Raw genomic sequence first — 20,336 nt, 5'->3', positions numbered from 1 at the left:
TCCGGCGTAAATTTCCCTTTTAAGGATATTCCATACTCCACAGGATGGCTTAGACTGCTCTGAAAAGTTTCAGGCAAACCTTCATCCAGCCATTCTATAGCATGCTCGAGGCGAATTCCCTGATTCATTTCTACTACTTGATCAGCATCAGTAATAGAAAGCACAAACTTACCGTCAATAGGATTTTCGAATTCGTCCAGAAAATCCAACTGTAAGTCCATTACCCGATAGTTCAGTGAATCACTAAGGGTGTAATCTGCCTTTACCACTATCGCATCTGAAAAAACTTCTAATGCTTCTTTCTCCATCTCAGGTATATAACCCTCCTCCATCACCACAAATGGAGCTAAAAACTGATCATCCATCAGGAAATTTCGATTCCAATGGGTATAAGCCCGAATCACATAATCACCCGGTTTCATTTCCTTGGGCAAAACTAGGGCTCCTGAGATTTTTCCCTGCTGGATTGGAAAGGTGGCCGATTGGATGATTCCGGAGTCTTCGGTTATAAGATCCACATGGACTACACGACTCAGCGAATCGGCCAGGAATGCATCTTGGTAAAGCATTTGTCCACCGATCCATGCTGTCTCTCCAGGGTAGAAATAGGGTTTGCTCAATGTAAGCCAGACTTTTTCCCGAAGCCGATTGAGTTGGCTAGATCGGCTCATGATTACCTCATCAGCTATTAGCTCTTCTATTTTAAAATCGGTAGTTGGGACAAAATCAAGTGGTAAAGCTCTGGCAACTCGCCTTCTCCCAAGGTAGCCAGAAAGAACTAGCTGGGTGGGGTTTAGTAGTACTCCATTTCGATCGACATCATAAAATCCCTCCGGAGCTTGGACCCAACTAATCGGATGATAAATTGTCGTGTAATAATCATTGGTCCATTCCTTCTTTAAATGATGCACTTCCAATTTTCCTTGAAGGAAAATTCGAAAAGTTCCGTCACCAAGTGGTCTTCGTAAAATAGAGTCTTTTCGGATTGGAATGATGGTTTTATTCAACTCTTGAAGAAAGTCATTGCTCCGAAATCCATCAATCGGAGCAGGTTTTGTTTTAAACAAGGCAAAATCACTTGAGTCAGGAGTATTAAGCAAAATAGATTGATTCAGATGCTTTAAAGAACCATAGTAATTGGCTTGTCGAGCCTCTTTCCAGCGGGAACTTGTCGCCAGACTATTGGATTCCATAGCTTCATAAAACACCTGACCATAAAATCTGGAACCATCTCGCAAAACCCGAAAATCCTCTAGATAATAGGTTATATCGTAACCAAGCGCATCATTTAATATATGTATAGGTTCTTGGGCTGAGGCCTTCAGGTAATTTTTTCCATTTTTAACCTTGACTTTTTCAAAGTCAATTACCCATGGATTCAAAATCTCAATCTGTGATTTGTATGGATCGTCGGGAAGGGCCAGAAACACTTCTTCAAAGGTTTTTAAGTTCCTCTCCCAAGACTTATCCCGTTTGGCTTTAAGTTCAATCTCAGTGAGATTGGATTCGTTGAATGATAGCTCAAAAGTCACTTTCACCTCGCTTTTTCCTTCAAAAGAAATCATTTTGACTTCGGTCACATAGCCTACAAATGAGGCGACCAATTCAATTTGCGAAGGAAAATCACCGGATATACTAAACTTGCCTTCCGCGTCGGTAGCAATTCCCTGAGTGGTGTTGTTTACAAAAACATTGGCAAAGGGAAGCGGGAGTCCAGTATCCTTTTCAAGAACTAATCCACTGACTGTTTGAGCAGTAATATCTCCAAAGGCAAAAAATAAAAAGATAAAATAGAGAGCTCTCATGGGTGGGCCAGGTAAGATAAATGGTCTAAATGCTTCATTATTTTTTTGGAATGAAAGAGTTGAGGAAAGTTTCCTCAATTGATTAATCACAATTCACTCTACAGCCTAAAGCTGTTTGTCCAATTTTTTCCTAAAAGAAATAGCTAATAATCATGAGAACTGATTTATTGCTTTCTGTTCAATTTGAACTCTTTTTTTTACATAATATGTAATTGGATTTTTTAGAACACTCAATAACTTTATGTTTTCACCAGATACCAGAAACCTCTGAATTGAATTTAATCATGAATATTTTCTAAAAGCCCTGTCTTTATTATCCATTTTATAAATAGCAGAATTACAGGAAAATTTAACGGAAAAGATGATTTATAGGTTTACTTTATATGCCCAATTTCTAATTCTAAGAATGATAAATACGAGTTGGGCTAATTCTAAATTCATTTGGAATATTGATAATTCGATTTTTTGGTTTATAAACTTTCTTAAATAAGATCATATGATATAGTAATACTTCAAACTTGTTTTTATAGTATAGTTTTCCGTTTTTCCATCGAATTTTCCCGGGAAGACCTTCGATCACCATGAAATCAAAGTAAGCCTTAATGGTATTTTGAATTTCCATTTTTTTAACAACATGCATCATACTCTCTATTTCAGAATTCATTTCCTCCAAGGGAACATGATTCGAAAAAGAAGCAAAATGAAAGTTTGTTTCATCAAAGCAATAATGTTCAGAAGATAAAAAGACCTTTTTAAAATCTTTACTTTCCATAAATAGATATTTCATTTTTTTGGAATTCTTAAATAACAGAAAGTATCCCGTTAAAAAATCATGTCTAACGCATACTAATTCATTGTTATTCAATATGTCTTCTGTAATAAAAAAACGAATATCTCCCCATATAATATCCAAATCAATGTGTCCCCAAAAGTCAAACTCTTTTAAATAATCTTCAAAAAATAACCCAAAAGCAGGCTTCAAATCACAAATTTTATATGGATTTGTAATTTTAATCAAAAAATCTAATTTATTGCTAGCCAGTTCATTAAATTGGTCAGGGGAAATATTTATTAGGGTAACATTTTCCGGAAACTCCAAATCATTCTTACTCTTATCTGAGAATATAAGAAATTGGATACTTGGATTGTTTTTGCAGGTGTGTAAAAAGTAGTTCAAGTACCACGGGAATGGACCAAAAAAAACGGAAATTAGGCAAATTGATTTCATTATAGTATATTAAACTTCCTTACCCAGGGAGGTAAGGAAGAATATTGAGAAGAATAATGTTTTTTAGTAACACAATCCTTCACAACCCATACACGCTCCACCTAGCGTGGGGTCTGTAAAACAGGCATTTGTGGAACCTCCAAAAGTTTTGCAAAATCCACAGTGAGTTCCTCCAGAACCAGCCATAATTTTACTCATTTCTTCTCGGCTTAACACCCCTTGGATGTTGCTAAGACTCATTTTGGTTAGTTTACTCATAATTAGTAAGATAATTGTAATTAAGAAAAAAGCTTGTTTCATCTGAGGATAGGGTACAAGCAACCAGACCCCTGCTTAGTAAAGCAATATTTTTAGGATTTTAAATTACTGTGCTGGTTTTCAAGAAAATAATATTCTGCTAAATCAGGGAGTATTCTATGCAAGTCTGCTATTGTATAGAGTGAAGGCAGTTCGTAATCATTGATAAAAATGGTTGGCGTTTTGGATACCCCAATTTCTTCAATCCATTTTTCCTGCAATTCCGCCATGGCTTTTACTTCATTGGATAGTTTTAGTTCTTTTAGTGGGTGAGAGCTTGCGAAACTTTCCACATTCATTTCGCTAAACCAAGAATGAATCAATTGTTCAGTCAATGAGGATTCTTTTTCAGTGTTATGAATGTTATCCCACCAATATTGCAAAAGGTATTGTGTGGAAGATATATCCTTATTGAATTGCTTATTTATTTTAACAAATCGCATAGAAACGGACAGGTATTCTTTATTAGACTCTACCAATCTAGATACCTCCTCATGCTGAACTTTACATGGCGCACAGTATAAGTTGCTAACTATGATTAATTTGATTGGAGCGTTTGGGTTACCAATAACTAATTCATGATAAAGCGGAGAATAGTGGGCTTTATTTTGCTGTTTTAACAAATCATAAAAAACCTTAGGGGAATTTTTGATTCTTTCTGAATGGACCGCTCGTTGGTAAAAAGTATTGAATTCTTGAGTTCTACTTCTGACTAAGAACGTTAATGACAAAATAATGGGATAAGAAATGGCTAATAGTATTGTTCCCAATAGGTCTTCCACTCCCCAATAAATTGTTTCGTCGAAAAAATTGCCAATCAACATTCCGAATTGGAGAATTAGAATTGCTGATACTATGAGGCACAATTTGCACCAAGTTTTTAGTACGGCATATTGTAGATATACAGAATAAAGAACAGCGGGAATCGATAGTAAAGCTATACCCATAAATAAAGGCCATACTTCATTTATGGATCGGTCTGATAGTACAAATAATCCTAAAATCACTAACTGGAATACAAAAAGAGATATTATCAAATCTGAAAATTTCAAAAAGCCAAATACTATTGATTTTTCTGACTGTAATATTTCATCACAACTGGCTTTTTTACCTGAATTACAGAACTTATCTATCACGTCAAATTTGAAACCTAAATCTTTTGAAAAAATCAAATAACTAACTACAGCCCCGAAAATTGAAGTCATTACCCAAAAAAAATCGAAAATGGAATCAATAGAAAAGAGAAATAATCCTAATAATACAATGAGCGTAATTTTCAATAATCCTTCAGCCCCATTTTTAATTTTTTCCTGAAAGAAGTCTGATTTTTGTTGATTAGTTGAATTTATTAATGAAGGATTCACTGAAATAACTATCAAGCTTTGAGAAGCTATTTCTGATTTTAATTTTCTAAGGTTAGAACTAGTCAGAACTGAGATAAGTCCTTTAGCTGAACGCTCTGGTAGTATAAGGCAAGGACTTTCTAAACTTTCAATTTCTTCGCGATTAATCCTCTTGATTGAATGCACCAATTTCAAATTTTCTAACAGGTCTGAAACACTGAGAAGGGATGGAAACTCGGGATGAGTTAGCAGAAAAGTTTCTACATACTGACTTGAAATCGGGATTTTCAAGCGTTTTAAAAATTGAAAGACTATTTGTTCCATTTGTTATATTGTAATATTTTTAGATTAGTAAAAAAATAAGTTTAAGCCTCTCTTAAAGAATAGAAGGGCGTTTCTAAAATTAGTGAATGTTATATATTCAATTTATTTTGTTTTAAGTTCTTGAATCTTTGCCTTTAGACGTTCGACAATTGTATTGGAGAGATAATCCAATGAGCAAATAGCTTCCCCTTAAAGATGGCTTATTTACATATCGATCTACCAAATCTGTTCTAATTAGAATAGATTTTTGAAAGTTTATTTGTAATTATTAATTTACTCTTGATAGTTATTCCCTTTAATTAATAAAAAAACCAATTGTTATGTGGAGTTATCATTGAAAAGACTTTTCTACCGTGATTTATTAATGTAAATTACAAGCATATTTCCTGTTTACCTATACCTTATTTACTAAATTTCAGTAAATATTTACTAAATTAAGTATTCCTGATTTCCCTTAGATGAATCACCCCGCTGTAGGCTAAAAAGCGAATCTCTTCTTCAAATAGCCTATTGAGTTGAGGTTCACCTGCTACTTCAAAAAAAGCGTGAATTCTTTTCGATACATTACACATTGAAACGTAGGGTTCCTTAGAAAGAATTGAAATAAGGTATGCTCCAACCGTGCCAAGCAAATATTCAATAATTGCTTCATGATGTCTGTCCCAAAGCAGTACCGTTTGATAATAATGAGGAGGAAGTGAGAGATTGTTTTCAATCGGATTGATTTTGACCCGAGTAAACAAAACAGAATTTTGAGACCAATCCCATTCAGAAATGATTAATTTACAATTGGGAGCCAAATTAAGCTCGGCCATTTCTTGCCATCGTTTATTCTTTAACACTTCATTGGCAGATTGTATGGCTGGAAACCCAGCGTCAAGCCCTGAATTGCCCTTATGCAGTAATTCGATTAATCTACGCTTTTCTTGTTCAAACTCATACACATCATCCAAAACCCTGAGGGTAGGTGAATCTGTCAATTTTCTGCCCAAATTATTCTTCAATTCAGAAATGGTGAATTTATCTCTTTCCAAGGAAATGCCTTCTTTTTCACAAATGGCAGAAAGGATTTGATCTGTTCTATAAAATTGCTCAGTTTCAGGTTTTGATAGATACTTAGAAGCAAATTTTATAGGGCTGATTGGCAGATCCCTTGGTGCGTCTTGAACTGTTTTTTCATATGACGCTGTTCCATAGTTTTCAAAGAGATCTAATACCCTAGCAAAGTATTTTGGATAATCCAGTCGTAATCGATGCGCTAGCTGGTCACAAACCCAACCATTTTTCTTGTAATCTCCTAAGGCATGCATAAAAGAGATATCATTGGGCAAGTGGTGGAAATTGGCAAAGGATTCAAAAAAAGAAGGATCATAAACGGTATCTAAAAGATACTTCACCTCAATACTTTGATCAGTACTCAGGCAATGGAAAATATACTGTTCAACTACCGCATTGAAATTTACCATTTGTGAAGGATTTAAAGATTTAATCTGTTTTTGATTAGCTGCTATAAATTGCTCGACCACCTGAAAATAATCTTTGAAAAATGCATAATTCTTCCCTCCTAAAATCCCAGCGTTACTTGCTTGGATTTCCATACCCTTCTCGATCTGATCTTTAATCGGCTTTGGAACAAATGGAAAAGTATCATCGACTCGCCCGACCAACTCTTTGTAATAATCAAAATCTTGCTCAATGTTCTGGGCAATTAGTTGGCTGGAAAGAATTTCATCAGGAAATGGGCTATAAACATATACATCCCCGTCCACATTGAGGAAAGGTTCTTCATGTAGTGTATAGGAATATATTTTTTTCATTACCCATAGGCCGGGAATTTTAACTATATCTAAATCATCCAGTTCAATTCTCACCTTTTTATAAGGTAATTTCAATTGATCAATTAGCAACTCTTTTCCCTTCCTATCGGTAATCAATTCCAGGTCTTCGTAAAATTGATGAAGTTGTAGGCAACTAATCGCCCAACTCATCAAATGATACGGAGCACTACACCATCCAAAACTATCCTTCAAGGGATCTTTCCCTTCGTCAATCCAAAATGTGTGAACAATTTTCATCTAGTAAATCATTATGGACCCAAATTTGAAAAACAAGCGCTCTGCCACACTCAGTTCCTCGGTTATGATTTCAGCATTTCCCAACAGTTCCTGGGTAAATGGAATTTCTCGATTGAATGAGGTCTTACTACCTTCGGGTAGAGTGGCATATACCAAATAGTTGAATTCTTCGTCAGGAGACACCGAAATGCTGGAAATCTTCCCGATTAATGCCCCATATTCCTGAAATGGATAATTGTCCAATTTGATCAGGACTTTTTGGTCAATGCTCACTTTTCCGGCATTTTGAGCCGCTATTTTCATGGCGCCCATTAGCTCGGATTTATTATCAGGCAATACGGTAAACACTAGTTCCCCTGAATTGACTTGCTGATTGGCTCCCCATACTTTTTGGAAGCTGACTATACCAATAATGGAAGATTTCATCAGATACAAATATTCCCAATCCCGCAAACTCCGCTTAAGTCCTTGATAGGATTGGATTAGGGCTTTCAATGACCTCGCTTCCTCTTCTTCCCGATTGATGTTGGTGTTTTTAATGGTCTGATATGCCGTATTCAGTGTTTCCTGCAATTGAGAGATAGATATGGCCATCTGATTGACCTGTTCTTCCATCTGCAAATACTCCATTTCACGGGATTCAAAATCCTTATCTGCAATGACCCCTTGCTGATGGAGGTTTCTGTTACGCTCATAGTCGATTTTGGCTAAAGAAAGTCTTCTGCTAAGTAATTCTTTTTGGGATTGTTGACTACTAATCCGTTTTTTGATTTCCTCTATGGATGCTTTGGTACCTTCCAACTGGCCCGCAAAAGGCTGTAACTCCCTGATCAATCGATACGCCAAATAATTCCTTTCAAATTCCAAAAACGGTAATCCAACTTCCCCTAAAACCAATTCTGAAAGAGAATCAACAGGAAATAAATAGTCATTTTCCTTCTCAAAGGGTTCTTTTTCTAGGGTAGTCTTCAAAAAGAATACATCTTCCAACCTAGCTGTACTCTTGATACCTGCCAAAAGCTGCCCACTTTTTACCTGATCTCCATTGGTGACAAATATGCTATCAATTTGACCTGTAAACCGGGCTGCTATTCGTTCTGTTGGCTCAGCAGTAGTAATCAATACTTTCGCTTCCACAAAATCAGGATATCGGATCAAAAAGGATAATCCTATCAAAAGAGAAAGCAGAATAAATATCAAAGTAATTCCCCATCGTACCAACCACGCCGGGGGCCGGGAAATAATCTCCTGAACTTCTTCAGAGCGAAGGTGAAGATTGTCGTTTTGGCTAATTACAGGCATGATCAGTTTGAGTTAATCTTTTCCAGTTCCAATTGATTTTTCACCAGTTCATAATAGATACCTTTGGCATGAACCAATTCCAAATGGGGCCCTTGTTCAACGATTTTACCCCGATCGATTACAATGATCTGATCCGCATTACGGACCGTACTCAATCGGTGGGCAATGATAAACACCGTTTTGCCTTGCATAAACTTCCGGAGGTTTTCCATGACCTCGCGTTCATTTTTGGCATCCAAAGCCGAAGTAGCTTCATCAAAAAAGAGCATTGCTGGGTTTTTGTAAATAGCTCGGGCAATAAAGAGGCGTTGCTTCTGACCAGTACTCATTCCTACTCCTTCATTTCCAATTTTTGTATTGAATCCAAGGGGTAGATACTGAATAAAGTCCAGAATATTGGCGATTCGGGCAGCTTCAAGCAATCTTTGCTGATCTATGCTGTCCTGACCCACTGCTATATTGGCCGCTATGGTGTCGTTGAACACATAGCCTTCCTGCATGACCACCCCGCACTGTTCCCGCCAACTTTTAGCACTGACTGTTTTGAGATCATGCTTACCATAGCGGATTTCCCCGGAACTGGGTTCATAGAATTTTAGCAGCAGCTTCATCAGGGTGGTCTTACCGCTACCGCTTGCACCCACTATTGCCGTGACTTTTTTAGGCTGAATTTGAAGGTTGATCCCTACCAATACGGTTTCTTCAGCACCGACATAGCGAAAGGAGAGATTCTTGGCTTCCATGGCCTCGCCAGGTTCAACTGTTCTGACCGCCAGTTTTTCAGAATTTTCTTCATCTTCCTTGTCATGGATTTCATTAAGTCGTTCCAGACTGATTGTAGCGTCTTGATAAGATCTAACAAATCCTACCAATTCATTGATGGGGCCATTCAACTGTCCAATGATGTATTGCAGGGCCAGCATCATGCCCAAGGTCAGATTTCCTTCGATAACGAGCATAGCAGAAGTAAAGGTGATCAAGATATTTTTGAGTTCGTTGATCACGGATGAACCCACCTGCTGTGCCTGCTCTAGGGTTAAAGATTGAATGGATACCTGAAACAATCTGGCTTGTACAAATTCCCAACTCCAACGCTTTTGGGTTTCGGCATTGTGCATTTTGATTTCCTGCATGCCATTGATGAGCTCGATCACAGTGCTTTGTTCCTGGCTCAACCGGGCAAATCGCTTGTAATCGAGTTCTCTGCGTCGCTTCATAAAAAACAAGACCCAAACGAGGTACAGCCCACTTCCTCCAAGAAAGATCAAAAAAATAGTATTGCTGTAATAGACCAATACAGCCCCAAAAACGATCAGATTAAAGAAAGAAAATAGGGTGTTGAGTGTTGTACCTGTCAAAAGGTTCTCAATTCTGCGATGATCCCCAATCCGCTGCATGATATCCCCTGTCATCCTGGTATCAAAATAGGATATGGGCAGGTTCATCAGTTTGATGAAAAAATCCGAGACCAAAGAAATATTGATCCTAGTCGTCAAGTGCAGCAAAATCCAGCTTCGAAGCACTTCCACACTCATTCTGCCAAAAAACAACATAATCTGTGCAAAGAGAACCAAGTAAATAAAATTGATGTCCTGATTTTGGATTCCCACATCCACAATGCTCTGCGTCAGGAAAGGAAAAATTAGCTGCAACAAACTACCCACCAGCAGCCCTATGGCTAACTGCGCGATCAGGTTCTTATACTGGAAAAGGTAGTTGAATAGGAAGGTAAGCGATCGTTTTTTAGTATCCTCCCATTTCATTTTTCTGAAGACAGGGGTAGGTTCCAGTAGGAGAGTGACTCCTTCCTTGGTATGCTCATCAGCATTATTTCCGATCCATTGGGAGATAAACTCTCCCTTGGAATACGAAATCAAACCATAGGCAGGATCAGAGATATAGACGGTATCTTTTCTGATTTTATACACCACAACAAAGTGCTGCTTGTCCCAATGTACGATTAAGGGAAAAGGAGCCTGCATCAGCTTATCAAAGCTTAACTTAGCACCGATGGTCTTAAACCCCATTGCCTCAGCTGCATCACTGAGCTTCAACAGGCTGCTTCCTTCCCGAGTCGTCTCCGATATTTCCCGGATTTCCTTGAGGGAGATCAGCTTTCCATAGTGCTTTGCGATTATTCTCAAGCAAGTAGGCCCACAGTCTTTGGAATCGGGTTGGTTGTAATGGGGGAAGGAATTTTTCAAAACAATAATTTAGTCTCTTTACTACAGTATGCGGTAAAATAAAATTTGTGGATTTTTCTCTAAGCCATTCTCCTTATCCCTAAGAATGGAAAAATACCTATCTTCTTTAATAGGCCTTGGAATCATTTCATCTGTCATCTCCTGATTGAATAATTTCTTTAAATGACCTAAGGGACTATTACTTTCTAAATCAATCACAAAAAGATAAGGATAGTTGTCATAAATCACGCGTAAAAAAGCATATTTATCAGATATCACTATTTGGCTTATACTCAATTGCATTGAACTATCAAAACCAATTAAATGAATTAAATACTCTGGGGTCAATTTACCGTCTTGATGTCTAAAAATTGTATCTCTATCGGTATGAGAAGAAATCTCTCCCCGAATAATTGGCATGTAAAATAAGCTTAAATTACCTACTCGGCTTAATATCCTGGGAATGGGATGGATAATGTTGAAATTAGAATAAAAACTGTAGGCGGGGCTTTCATTATTCACAATTTCAAGACTATTGGGTTTAAATGAGTTTATCATCACCTCTCTAGGATGCTCTTTTGTTCCATTTATTGTTTCCTGTACTACCAGAAGCGTATCATCTTCTTTATAAAAAGATATAGGATGCCCCAGAAGTTTACTGCTTGTTGATTCAAATTTTCCTTCGAGGCTGTAAGTGAGAATAACCATTTTCTGCCAATCTGCCACATAGACAATGTTTTTCTTTTCATCTAAGTGAAGTGCATAGGGCATAGCATATTCATCTGGCCCTTGACCAAACTCTCCAATTTTAAAGAGAAACATACCATTGTTGTCAAATTTTAATAACCCTTGTTTTCTATCTAAAAGAAGGAAGAAGTTTTGCGAAAAAACCAAGTCTTGGATTGAAGTAAGGGGAGGGTTTCCGGGAACCTCAAGGTTTATAGAGTCTAGGAATTCAAAATCAAATTCAAGCGAACTTTCCTTCAAAAAATCTATTTTTATGTCAATGTCTTTAGTTGATTTAGAATAGTTTGGATGATCTTTATTTCCACAATTCTGAAATTGGAAAATTATTATGAAAAACAATATCCTAATAATATATTTCATGATCGATACTGATATCTTGGCCATTACAATATTCTCTATAAATATTAACTATTCCTTTATGGTTTTTCGTAACTTTGAAATATTAAAGAATTTTTCAAGTTTACTATATTTAAAAACATAATAATAGTAAAATTGAACTACTCCAAATAAAACTTTATGGAGTAGTTCTTTAATTGATAAACAAAATATCAGTCAACGTATTATTAAGTAACTTATTATGTTAAATTAGTATAGTGTAATCTGATACATAGCTTACAGAATCAATGACAAGACCACGTAAAACAATCTGGGTCATTATAGCACGTCGTCCCAGCATTACAAGAACCAGAGGTAGTATATGTACCATTTTGATTTAAGTTGGAGTCATAACGATAGCACACAGTGCAACCCCCATACCCACCAGTAATTTTCTTCATCTGACTTCTTTCCAAAACCTCATTGGTGCTGAGTCTGAGCATTTCTAAGCTTAATTTTTTCATAGTTTTTATGGATTTAAATTGTTACTAATTGATTTTATTTGATAAGCTAACCCTCCGACCATTTGAGTCACCGAAGACTGTGACTATTCATCGCGATTGAATATTTATTTTCTGCATTAGCAGCTTTTTTTTAGTTTAAGATATATTTCAAATCCTCCACTGCATAGGTCGATGGCAATTCATAGCCATTGATGAAAATCGTAGGCGTATGGGTAATCTGCTCCTTCTCTGCCCAGTCCAGCATGGATTTGAGGTTGGATTCCTGCCTTGCCAGTTCTCCGTAGAGTGGATACTTTGCCGAAAAGACTTCATAATCTTTCTTTTCCTGACTATACCACTCATCCAAAGCTTGGCGGGTTATTTCTAAATTTCCTTGAGAAGCAATCCCCAAAAGATGCCGGATAGTCTTTAGTCTTATCTCATCTCCTCCTCCGGGTACAAATACGATCTGTAAATCAATATTCCCGGCTTCATAGAGCTTCTCCAAAAGGGGATGCGTACGGGCACAGGGACCACAGTAGGGATTGCAGACTTTTAAGATATTGTATTTCGGATTTACCCCTTTTAGGAATATCCCCAACCCTTCGGGATTAGAAGTGATCTGTCTGGACTTGCTCAGGAATTGATCGAATAGCTCCTTATTAGACAGAATCTTGGCCAACTTGCTTTTGGTAGTGTATAGCTCTTTTTGAGCCATCAAGTAAGGCTTAAGGCTGATCCAGACCAGGGCAGAAGTCAAGAAAACAAATGAAAACAGTCCCAATTCTCTGAGTGCAAGCCAGGCTAAATCAGGCAAGAGAAATTGACTGACTGCCAATTCCACTACTAAAATCCCGGATATCCAAAGACAGAGGCGGCACCATTTTTTTAGCTTGACGCCCTGATAGTACAGCGAAAATGGGATAATCGCCAAACTGGAAATACTAAGGAAACCCAACAACGCTAGAGCCGATCCAGAAAATGAACTAATCAAGAGTAGGGAAGTGCCTGCCAAAAAGTAAGCAAAGGCCAGATTACCCAAGCTAATGAGTCCAGCTACTGAAAAGGAGTCAATGACTGAATTGCAATATGATTGATCTCCACCTCCACAAAATTGGGTAATTGCAGTATTCTTCTTATCTACCTCTGACCAGAGCAAAATGGCCGATATACCCAGGCCTGTTAGCTTTATTATGAAAAGTGCTATCGCTTCAAGTGAATAGGAAGTGCTATTATCCCATCCAAGGATACAAGCTAGTCCGACTGCACCAAGGAAATAATGAAGGAATTGATAGATCATCTGCTCCTTCCTTCGCTGGGAATATCTAGGCTCTCCGGAATGCTCTCCTTTTTCTACCACCAGAGTTATCCCAGTCCATAGGGTCACAAATTCTTTTCGGGCTTGCTTGATCAGTTTTCCCCTTTCATCCAAATATTCCACCCAATCTTCAGTGACTTGAGTCAAACAAGTGAAATAAGGATACGGATTTTTGTTGACCTGAACCACACAGGGCAGGGGAAGTTGATCCAAATTATCTTCTCCCATTTGGAGAGCAAGGCTTTCTACTTTGTATTCGGCCAAAGTATCGGATATAGCCAGTAAGGAATCCGGCTCAGGATGAGTGAGCAATTTTTCCTTTAAATATCCTCTAGTAAAAGGTAGATTAACTAATTCAAATAAATTTTTGAGGCAAATCAGACTATTTTCCATAAGCAAAAAACTAAAAAATCTAAATTTCTTTTTGATTTTAATTGTTGAATACTAATTTGAGACATCCTTAGGTATACTCCTAGTAAGATATTTCTAATTTTCAGTAACTTTTTACTTATTAATCTTTTATGTGTTTAGGAAGTCATTTGAAGAAAATTCGTGAAGAAAAAAAAATGTCACAACAGGAAGTTGCAGACCTAATTGGAATCTCTCAAAAATCCTTATCCAATATGGAAAGTGGTAAAACGATTCCAAATATCCTCCTATTGTCTAAAATTAGAGATATTTATGACATAGACATCAATGGACTTCTTGAAAAAGAAGGAATCTTTCTAACTAAGCCCACTATCCCTGAAGAAACGATAAATTTAAGAACCAAATGATTTAAATTCTAAAAACCTGAATTAGCTCATGAATAATTAAAAAATTTTTTGTCAATATTATCAAAAATAATATCTTAGTTTTTTACACTTTATCACTTTCTCATTGTCATTCGAACTCTGAAGTTATAAAGTACTATTTGGTAATTTGAAGGGTTCCTATTCAATTTAGACCAATGATAAATTTTCAAAGGAAATATTTTATTACACCTAAACTCCTTTTCATTCCCTCATCTGTTGGTTTCCAGATCTAGGACTTTGTTTTCCAAATTTGTCCAGATTTCTGTCAATAAAATTATCAAGGTTACTTCAGTTAGTTCCTAAGTCTAGGCAACAAAACTGGTACAGTTATTTAAGCGGTTAGGAACAGATGGACAATTATACTTCTAATCTTATGTCCTGGAATTTTTGGCCTCTTTAAATTCTTATTAACTAGAGAGAAGGAAAGAACCAAACGATTGGAAATAGAATCCAAAGAGAAAATCGAACTGGCTAAAGAAGCAAACCGGCATGAAGAATTTAAATTCTTGAATGGGAAATAACTTAGAAAATTTGAATGTTTTTTCCCCAAAATGGTCACATTTCTTATTTACCGGTCATCACGTGCTTAGGGAACATACAGTCTAGTCTAGTTCTTTTTATAGTCAAACAAAATATGACACCCCTCTTCTCTGTAGTCAAATTATCGCTTGGACTGGGTGGAATTTGCCCGCCCTGCATCCTGGCCCAAGGGTAAATGGCCTCCATGCACCCTGGCTTCCCGACACACTTCGTTTTCAGGACAGGCTACTCGCTAGATTAATCCTCTGAATTAATTCTTGACGCTCAGTCCTATCGGATTGTTTCTTAAAGCTTAGTCTTCGACTAGTGGATATTTTTGGCTTAAGGTCAAAAAAATTCAGTCCTTGAATTCAATTTTTTTTCTAAAGATCAAATTGCTTTCTCACCGTTTCCAAAATTCATTATTCAAATTCAACAATCTTGATTAGTTTTTAATAGATGGCAAGAGACTTTGTCAACAAAATGCTTACTTTGTAAGTATACTTTTTGTGATTTTCGCTGATTTAAGTGAATATCGCTTAATTATTGGAGTGATTTTCGCCAATCATAATCATTTATTAATGCGCTCTCACAAGTGACACAGTTCGATTATATCAAAGATATTGCACGATTTGGTCTCGAAAACGACCAAGAAAAGCTGAAGGATTCCCTTCAGGAGATGATCGAACATGCCCGAAAAAGCAAAAAAACCAATCTGGCCATACAGCTACAGTCCATTCTGAAAGAAGCAATCCGCCATCACTCCTCGGGATCTTTAAAAACCAGTTCGGGAATTCGATTTGAAACCCCAAGCAGCAAAGAAGTAGATCAGTTGATTCTTGACCAAGTGACTTCGGACTACCGACTATCTGACCTAATCTGCACTCCACAGATCAAAGAATCGCTGGATCATTTTATTCTGGAGCATCGGAAAAAAAACCTACTTCAAGCACTGGATCTACCCATAGCTCATAAAATCCTATTTTATGGTCCATCGGGTTGCGGGAAGACTTTGGCATCCTATGTCATTGCTGGTGAATTAGAAAAAATACTTTTGGTGGTCAATTTAGGGGCCATCGTATCTTCCAAACTTGGAGAGACTAGTAAAAACCTAGCAAAGATTTTCAAAAAAGCAGCAGCTGGGGATTACATATTATTTTTGGATGAATTTGATTCTTTGGGAAAGGTAAGGGACTATAGCCAAGATCATGGAGAAATGAAGCGGGTGGTGAACACCATCCTTCAATTGTTTGACTACCTACCTCAGTCCACCATTGTGATCGCTGCCACCAATCAGGTTGGCATGCTGGATGATGCTTTAATTAGAAGGTTTGATACCCAGATTGGATTTGAGCTTCCCGCCCAACATGAAATCGAGGAGTTAATCCAATTGACGCTCAAGCGTGGGGTATTTACCTTGGGCAGCAAATCAGGAATCAAAAGATTGATCCAGAAGGCAAAAGGGCTGTCCTTCTATAGCATCCAAAAGACCCTTATCGCGGCTATGAAGCGGAGTCTGTATAAGTTGGAGACTGATTTGGTACCTTCTAAAGTTGAAATTGATAAAGCAATCTGGGAAAAATTGATTGAGGAAGAAAAAACCGCAATCAGTAATTCCGGTAAAGTCTAATTTTCTGCCTCCAAATCAGCAATTGCCTGAAGGTCATTCAAAAGCATGACATCATTATAAAGCGAACCTGAAAGCTTGGACTTCTTCGTTTTTGGGATTTCCTTTAGACTAATCACTAATGAGAAAGGATGATTTTCATTTTGCAAATGCCTTAAAGCCAATTCCGGAATAGTTGACTTGCCATAACAACGAATGGCAATAGAAACTGAAGGGTTATCAGGATCAAAGTGCTGACTGGAAATAAGAAAAGCGAGCTTCTGAACATTGGAAAATATCCTGTCTTCTACTCCAAAGTGATCTTCTGCCCAAGAGGCTCCTGATCGTAATTGGAAATTTTCTAAATCCTTCTGAGAAAGAATAGAAATATCCACCGGCCTGAATATTCCAAAAGAGATGTGCAGGGGAAGGTAGGCTAAATGATTGTTTGGGACGGGAAGGAATTTGTAAACCAATGTAGCTGTGAGTTCAATTTTGTTGGATGTCGACAGCACCCAATCCGGAAATCTCAAATCAAAGGAATAGAAATCACCGAAAGTAATGAGGTCCTCAATTACGAAAGTGATGGAATCCGAATTGCCTTCTATTAGCCTTTCAGGGTTTGGCCGTCCAAAGCCAATAAGATTACGATACAATTTTTTACCATCTGCTGAATCAAAGTGTGGTGGATTTATCCCAGCGGGAGACTGAGCAGCATTAATCAGCAATGCTTTAATGGAAGTCATCTGAAGCGTTGGATACTCCTTTACCAATTGGGCTATCAGGGAGGTGACCAAAGGAGTGGCCAGACTGGTCCCGGCCAGTCTTCCATAGTAGGGCGAATTATCTTGGGGACTGGTGAGCACTTCCATGGCAGCTTCCTGACTCAGATAATCTCCACCTTCAAATACCAAGTCTGGCTTTACCAAGTGCTTATTCTTTTGGCTTTTCTTAAGCTTTGAACCATTTATCGTGATGGAGATATCCCAATGAAACTTTCGGGAATAATATGCTGGATATTCTCTGGCAGGGGTAATCCCATCTGTGACTCCATTTTCGAAATTTCCTGCCAAGGCTCCAACAGAAATGTTGTTCATGGATTCCGCAGGCTCTTGCAGATTAGTAAATTCACAGGAATGACCAGGAATTTCCGGATTCGTTTGGTAATAAAATGAGGGGTATTGAGCAACAGGATCTAAAGAGCCATCAAACACCCAATAATCCATGTCATCCAAACTATAGTTGCCAACTGAATTGACAATAAGGATGTCCAATTCATAAGCGAGCTTGTCCAATTCGTACGCAAACTTACCTACGGGTCCGTTGTAAGGTTTTGAACCGGGAAGATTTAAGGAGATATTGAAAATCCTGATCCCGTAACTAAGATGGAGTTCCCGAATGTCATTGATTAAGGCAACAATGTTCAAATCATCGTTTTCTTGATGGATGGCCTTTATCACCGCCAATCTTGCCTTTGCGGGAATTTCCCTCAAAGATGTATTAAAAAAATCAGTACCGAATGCAATAAGACCTGCCACTGCCGTACCATGCCCTGAATCATCCCAATAGGGAGCTTTGCCAGTGTGGTCAATGAAGATTGGCGTTAATAGATCTTTGATCGGCTCTACCGAAATCTGAATTCCTGTATCTACTACACATACTATTGGCAAGTCCTCGTCAATCACTACTTTAAACCCATAACTACGGATCGGGGTGGCTACAGATCCAGGTTTTATCAAGGGTACCCTGGCAGAAGTGATCAGTCTTATGATGTCAAAGTTCTCAACAAGAATCTGGTCCAGCCCCGGAAAGCCGTTTTTGAGAAAAAGAAGATTCAGAGCCACCCGATTGCCAATTATTTCAACTCCTTTAGACTTTAAATAATCGGTCATAAAATTAAGCTGGACCCTAGCTTCTGGATTTTCCAATATATCGCAGATAGTCAAGTTAAAGCTTTCCTGACCTGATAAAACCCCTTTCCTTCCTTTGGAATCCAAAAGATAAAAATCACTGATCAAGGCCAATCGGGAATAAGGTTGATTTCGATGATCCTCACCTTCACTGAGGCTACTAATAGCAGTAATATCCGTACTAAAAGTTTGAAAATCATCCTCCTTTCCTATACTAAAGAGGACATTTCTATTGAAGTTGGATCTTTCAATTGCGGAAAAATTATATCTTCCAAAAAAGTGGTTTTCCAGTTCTCGGTCAAAAGTGACTATAAAATTGATTTGAATTAAATCGATATTGGTTGGGACTTCAAGCGTTTTACTTTTGATTCTATTTCGTGATGCTGAGCTATATGCATCAAGTTTCGCTACCAGAAAACGTTTTTTCTCCTCGGATATGGGAGGTAATGGTTCTGGCTTCTGTTCTTCATTTTTAGTATCTCGCCCTCTGGTTCTTTTAAAACCCTTGATTTTCGCTGGGCTTTTGGAGTAAAATAGGTGTGGAAAGTCTGGCATACCGGAAAGGTTAAAAATGAAAAGACAATTAATTGAAATATAAGATCAATAGGCTATAATTGAGAGGGCTATCTCCCGTTTGCTTGATCTTGATTTCATACTAGAAATTTAACTTCTCGTATCTTTCTTTCAATCGTAGAAAGTCAGCATTCGAAAGAAGCCTAATTCGGAGGTTTCTTTCGGAATTCAGGAGGTGAATTTTTTGAATTTTCGACCAGCCGTATTCAGCTCCAACAACCACATAATCTACTTTACTCGTTATGGTTGATTTAATTAGACCACCGTACCCCACAATAAAATCCTTACAGTCCTCTCTGTCCTCCGTAAGCTCCCCTGTGAAAAGGAATGCTGAACCTTCGATTTGGAGATCCTCAAGCTCTTTTTTTGAAATATAATATTCCGAGATAATATCAAGGTTGTAATTTTGAATCTTCAAGGTTACCGCATTTGAGGATACTTTATCCCTTAAATTATCGACATTAACATTTTGGATTAGCTCTCTATAATTAGGAGCAAGTTCTTTCAGCTCCTTAAAAATATTCGCGCATGCCTTTGCATCTTCTTTAGGTCGTGATGCTTAATGATGGGAACTTCAAACAGATTTGCAAGTTCAGTTAATTTCTTTGGCTTACCCGATATTTCGGCAAGCCTCATGGTATCTATGTAATCAATGCTGAAATCCTCTATTTTGTAGTAGGAGAATAGACTTTTCAAAACACTCAAGTCCATACTAGAATTGTGAAAAACGATCAGATTATTATTAAAGTATTTAGAAAACTCTAAATCCCATAGCTCTTTAAAATCAAGTGCAAATTCTAGGTCCTGTTCTTGAATTCCATGAAATCGCTCATGAGAACTTAGAATTTTTTCACCAGCAGGAGGGAGAATATAGTGTTTCTCTTCGTGCACGAAGGTGTTGTTTTTAACAAATGCCAAACCCAAAGCGCATGCACTCACTCTATTATTATTGGCAGTTTCGAAATCAATGGCTATAAAATCAAATTCAGAGTTGAAATATTCAGGGAAACTGTGTGGGTTGCTAAATTTGCCTGTTCTGATTTTCTGCACTATTGCATCTGAATACTGTGGCTTAAACTGATGGCCTAACTTTTTGGACTGCTCAAACCATTTCTCCAGAAAAAAGACCTGCTCACGTTCTAAAAAGTTGAGAAATCGAAATTCATTTTCGGTTTGAGGATTTACTCCTTCTACAGTAATTGAAATCTTGTCTTTCGATCTAAAATTGTTCTTAAACCAGCTCATGGGCGAGGGTTTATAATTTCCAACATTTCCAAGTAGTGAGGACTTAGTAAGGAGTCCAATTGTGCATTGACTTTAACTAATGCTTTGAAAAAGTCAAAACCTACAATTTTCTCCATTAAAATTCCTGCTCAAAGAAAAGGAATTTCATGGAGGAAAAAATACCCAGTACAGGGTATTTTTCATCGAAAACCCATCTAAAAGTTTAAAATGGATTTGTTCAATAGGGAAATTATCCATGTAAATCAGTTC

14 protein-coding genes are annotated in these 20,336 nt (G+C 37.5%); 2 read left to right on the top strand and 12 right to left on the bottom strand.

The window, feature by feature from the left end:
* The 9 genes from FL972_RS06880 to FL972_RS06835 form a co-directional block, all read right to left on the bottom strand.
* A partial coding sequence (locus FL972_RS06880) for a carboxypeptidase-like regulatory domain-containing protein (RefSeq protein ID WP_144604313.1) occupies positions 1-1,805 on the bottom strand: 1,805 nt, incomplete at its 3' end.
* A 400-nt stretch (positions 1,806-2,205) separates the two neighbouring features.
* The gene (locus FL972_RS06875; RefSeq protein WP_317129933.1) at positions 2,206-3,033 is read right to left on the bottom strand and encodes a DUF6625 family protein; all 828 of its coding nucleotides are present in this window, start codon (positions 3,031-3,033) and stop codon (positions 2,206-2,208) included.
* A gap of 63 nt (positions 3,034-3,096) precedes the next feature.
* Positions 3,097-3,291 carry a hypothetical protein gene (locus FL972_RS06870; RefSeq protein WP_144604311.1) on the bottom strand — a complete coding sequence of 65 codons (195 nt, stop codon included), beginning with the start codon at positions 3,289-3,291 and terminating at the stop codon, positions 3,097-3,099.
* Between the two features lie 92 nt (positions 3,292-3,383).
* Positions 3,384-4,535 carry a vitamin K epoxide reductase family protein gene (locus tag FL972_RS06865; RefSeq protein WP_186300039.1) on the bottom strand — a complete coding sequence of 384 codons (1,152 nt, stop codon included), beginning with the start codon at positions 4,533-4,535 and terminating at the stop codon, positions 3,384-3,386.
* A gap of 896 nt (positions 4,536-5,431) precedes the next feature.
* Positions 5,432-7,072, bottom strand: a complete 1,641-nt coding sequence (locus tag FL972_RS06860) for a DUF6734 family protein (protein WP_144604309.1) — start codon at positions 7,070-7,072, stop codon at positions 5,432-5,434.
* Positions 7,073-8,374, bottom strand: a complete 1,302-nt coding sequence (locus FL972_RS06855; protein ID WP_144604308.1) for an HlyD family secretion protein — start codon at positions 8,372-8,374, stop codon at positions 7,073-7,075. It lies immediately after the preceding gene.
* Between the two features lie 2 nt (positions 8,375-8,376).
* The gene (locus FL972_RS06850) at positions 8,377-10,584 is read right to left on the bottom strand and encodes a peptidase domain-containing ABC transporter (RefSeq protein ID WP_222116010.1); all 2,208 of its coding nucleotides are present in this window, start codon (positions 10,582-10,584) and stop codon (positions 8,377-8,379) included.
* A gap of 15 nt (positions 10,585-10,599) precedes the next feature.
* A complete protein-coding gene (locus FL972_RS06845; protein ID WP_250161305.1) occupies positions 10,600-11,664 on the bottom strand; it encodes a 6-bladed beta-propeller in 1,065 nt (354 codons plus the stop codon).
* A gap of 609 nt (positions 11,665-12,273) precedes the next feature.
* Positions 12,274-13,833, bottom strand: a complete 1,560-nt coding sequence (locus tag FL972_RS06835) for a cysteine peptidase family C39 domain-containing protein (RefSeq protein WP_144604304.1) — start codon at positions 13,831-13,833, stop codon at positions 12,274-12,276.
* A gap of 128 nt (positions 13,834-13,961) precedes the next feature.
* On the opposite strand from FL972_RS06835, the gene FL972_RS06830 reads away from it, so the two are divergent.
* Positions 13,962-14,216 carry a helix-turn-helix domain-containing protein gene (locus FL972_RS06830; RefSeq protein WP_144604303.1) on the top strand — a complete coding sequence of 85 codons (255 nt, stop codon included), beginning with the start codon at positions 13,962-13,964 and terminating at the stop codon, positions 14,214-14,216.
* Between the two features lie 1,132 nt (positions 14,217-15,348).
* Positions 15,349-16,383, top strand: a complete 1,035-nt coding sequence (locus FL972_RS06825; protein WP_144604302.1) for an AAA family ATPase — start codon at positions 15,349-15,351, stop codon at positions 16,381-16,383.
* On the opposite strand, the gene FL972_RS06820 is transcribed toward FL972_RS06825, so the two are convergent.
* The 3 genes from FL972_RS06820 to FL972_RS06810 form a co-directional block, all read right to left on the bottom strand.
* Positions 16,380-18,824: a S8 family peptidase gene (locus FL972_RS06820; protein ID WP_144604301.1), complete on the bottom strand. Its 2,445-nt coding sequence runs from the start codon at positions 18,822-18,824 to the stop codon at positions 16,380-16,382. The two genes, FL972_RS06825 and FL972_RS06820, sit on opposite strands and share 4 nt — an antisense overlap.
* Before the next feature lie 100 nt (positions 18,825-18,924).
* Positions 18,925-19,260 (bottom strand): BRCT domain-containing protein, encoded by a 336-nt coding sequence (locus FL972_RS06815; RefSeq protein ID WP_144604300.1) that lies wholly within the window; start codon positions 19,258-19,260, stop codon positions 18,925-18,927.
* Positions 19,261-19,346: 86 nt separating this feature from the next.
* The gene (locus FL972_RS06810) at positions 19,347-20,087 is read right to left on the bottom strand and encodes an exonuclease domain-containing protein (RefSeq protein WP_144604299.1); all 741 of its coding nucleotides are present in this window, start codon (positions 20,085-20,087) and stop codon (positions 19,347-19,349) included.
* Positions 20,088-20,336: the final 249 nt, after the last annotated feature.

Source organism: Algoriphagus algorifonticola (assembly GCF_007655305.1).
GTDB lineage: Bacteria > Bacteroidota > Bacteroidia > Cytophagales > Cyclobacteriaceae > Algoriphagus > Algoriphagus algorifonticola.
The sequence above is the reverse complement of the archived record's forward strand: the minus strand, read 5'-3'. Positions and strand labels throughout refer to the sequence as shown.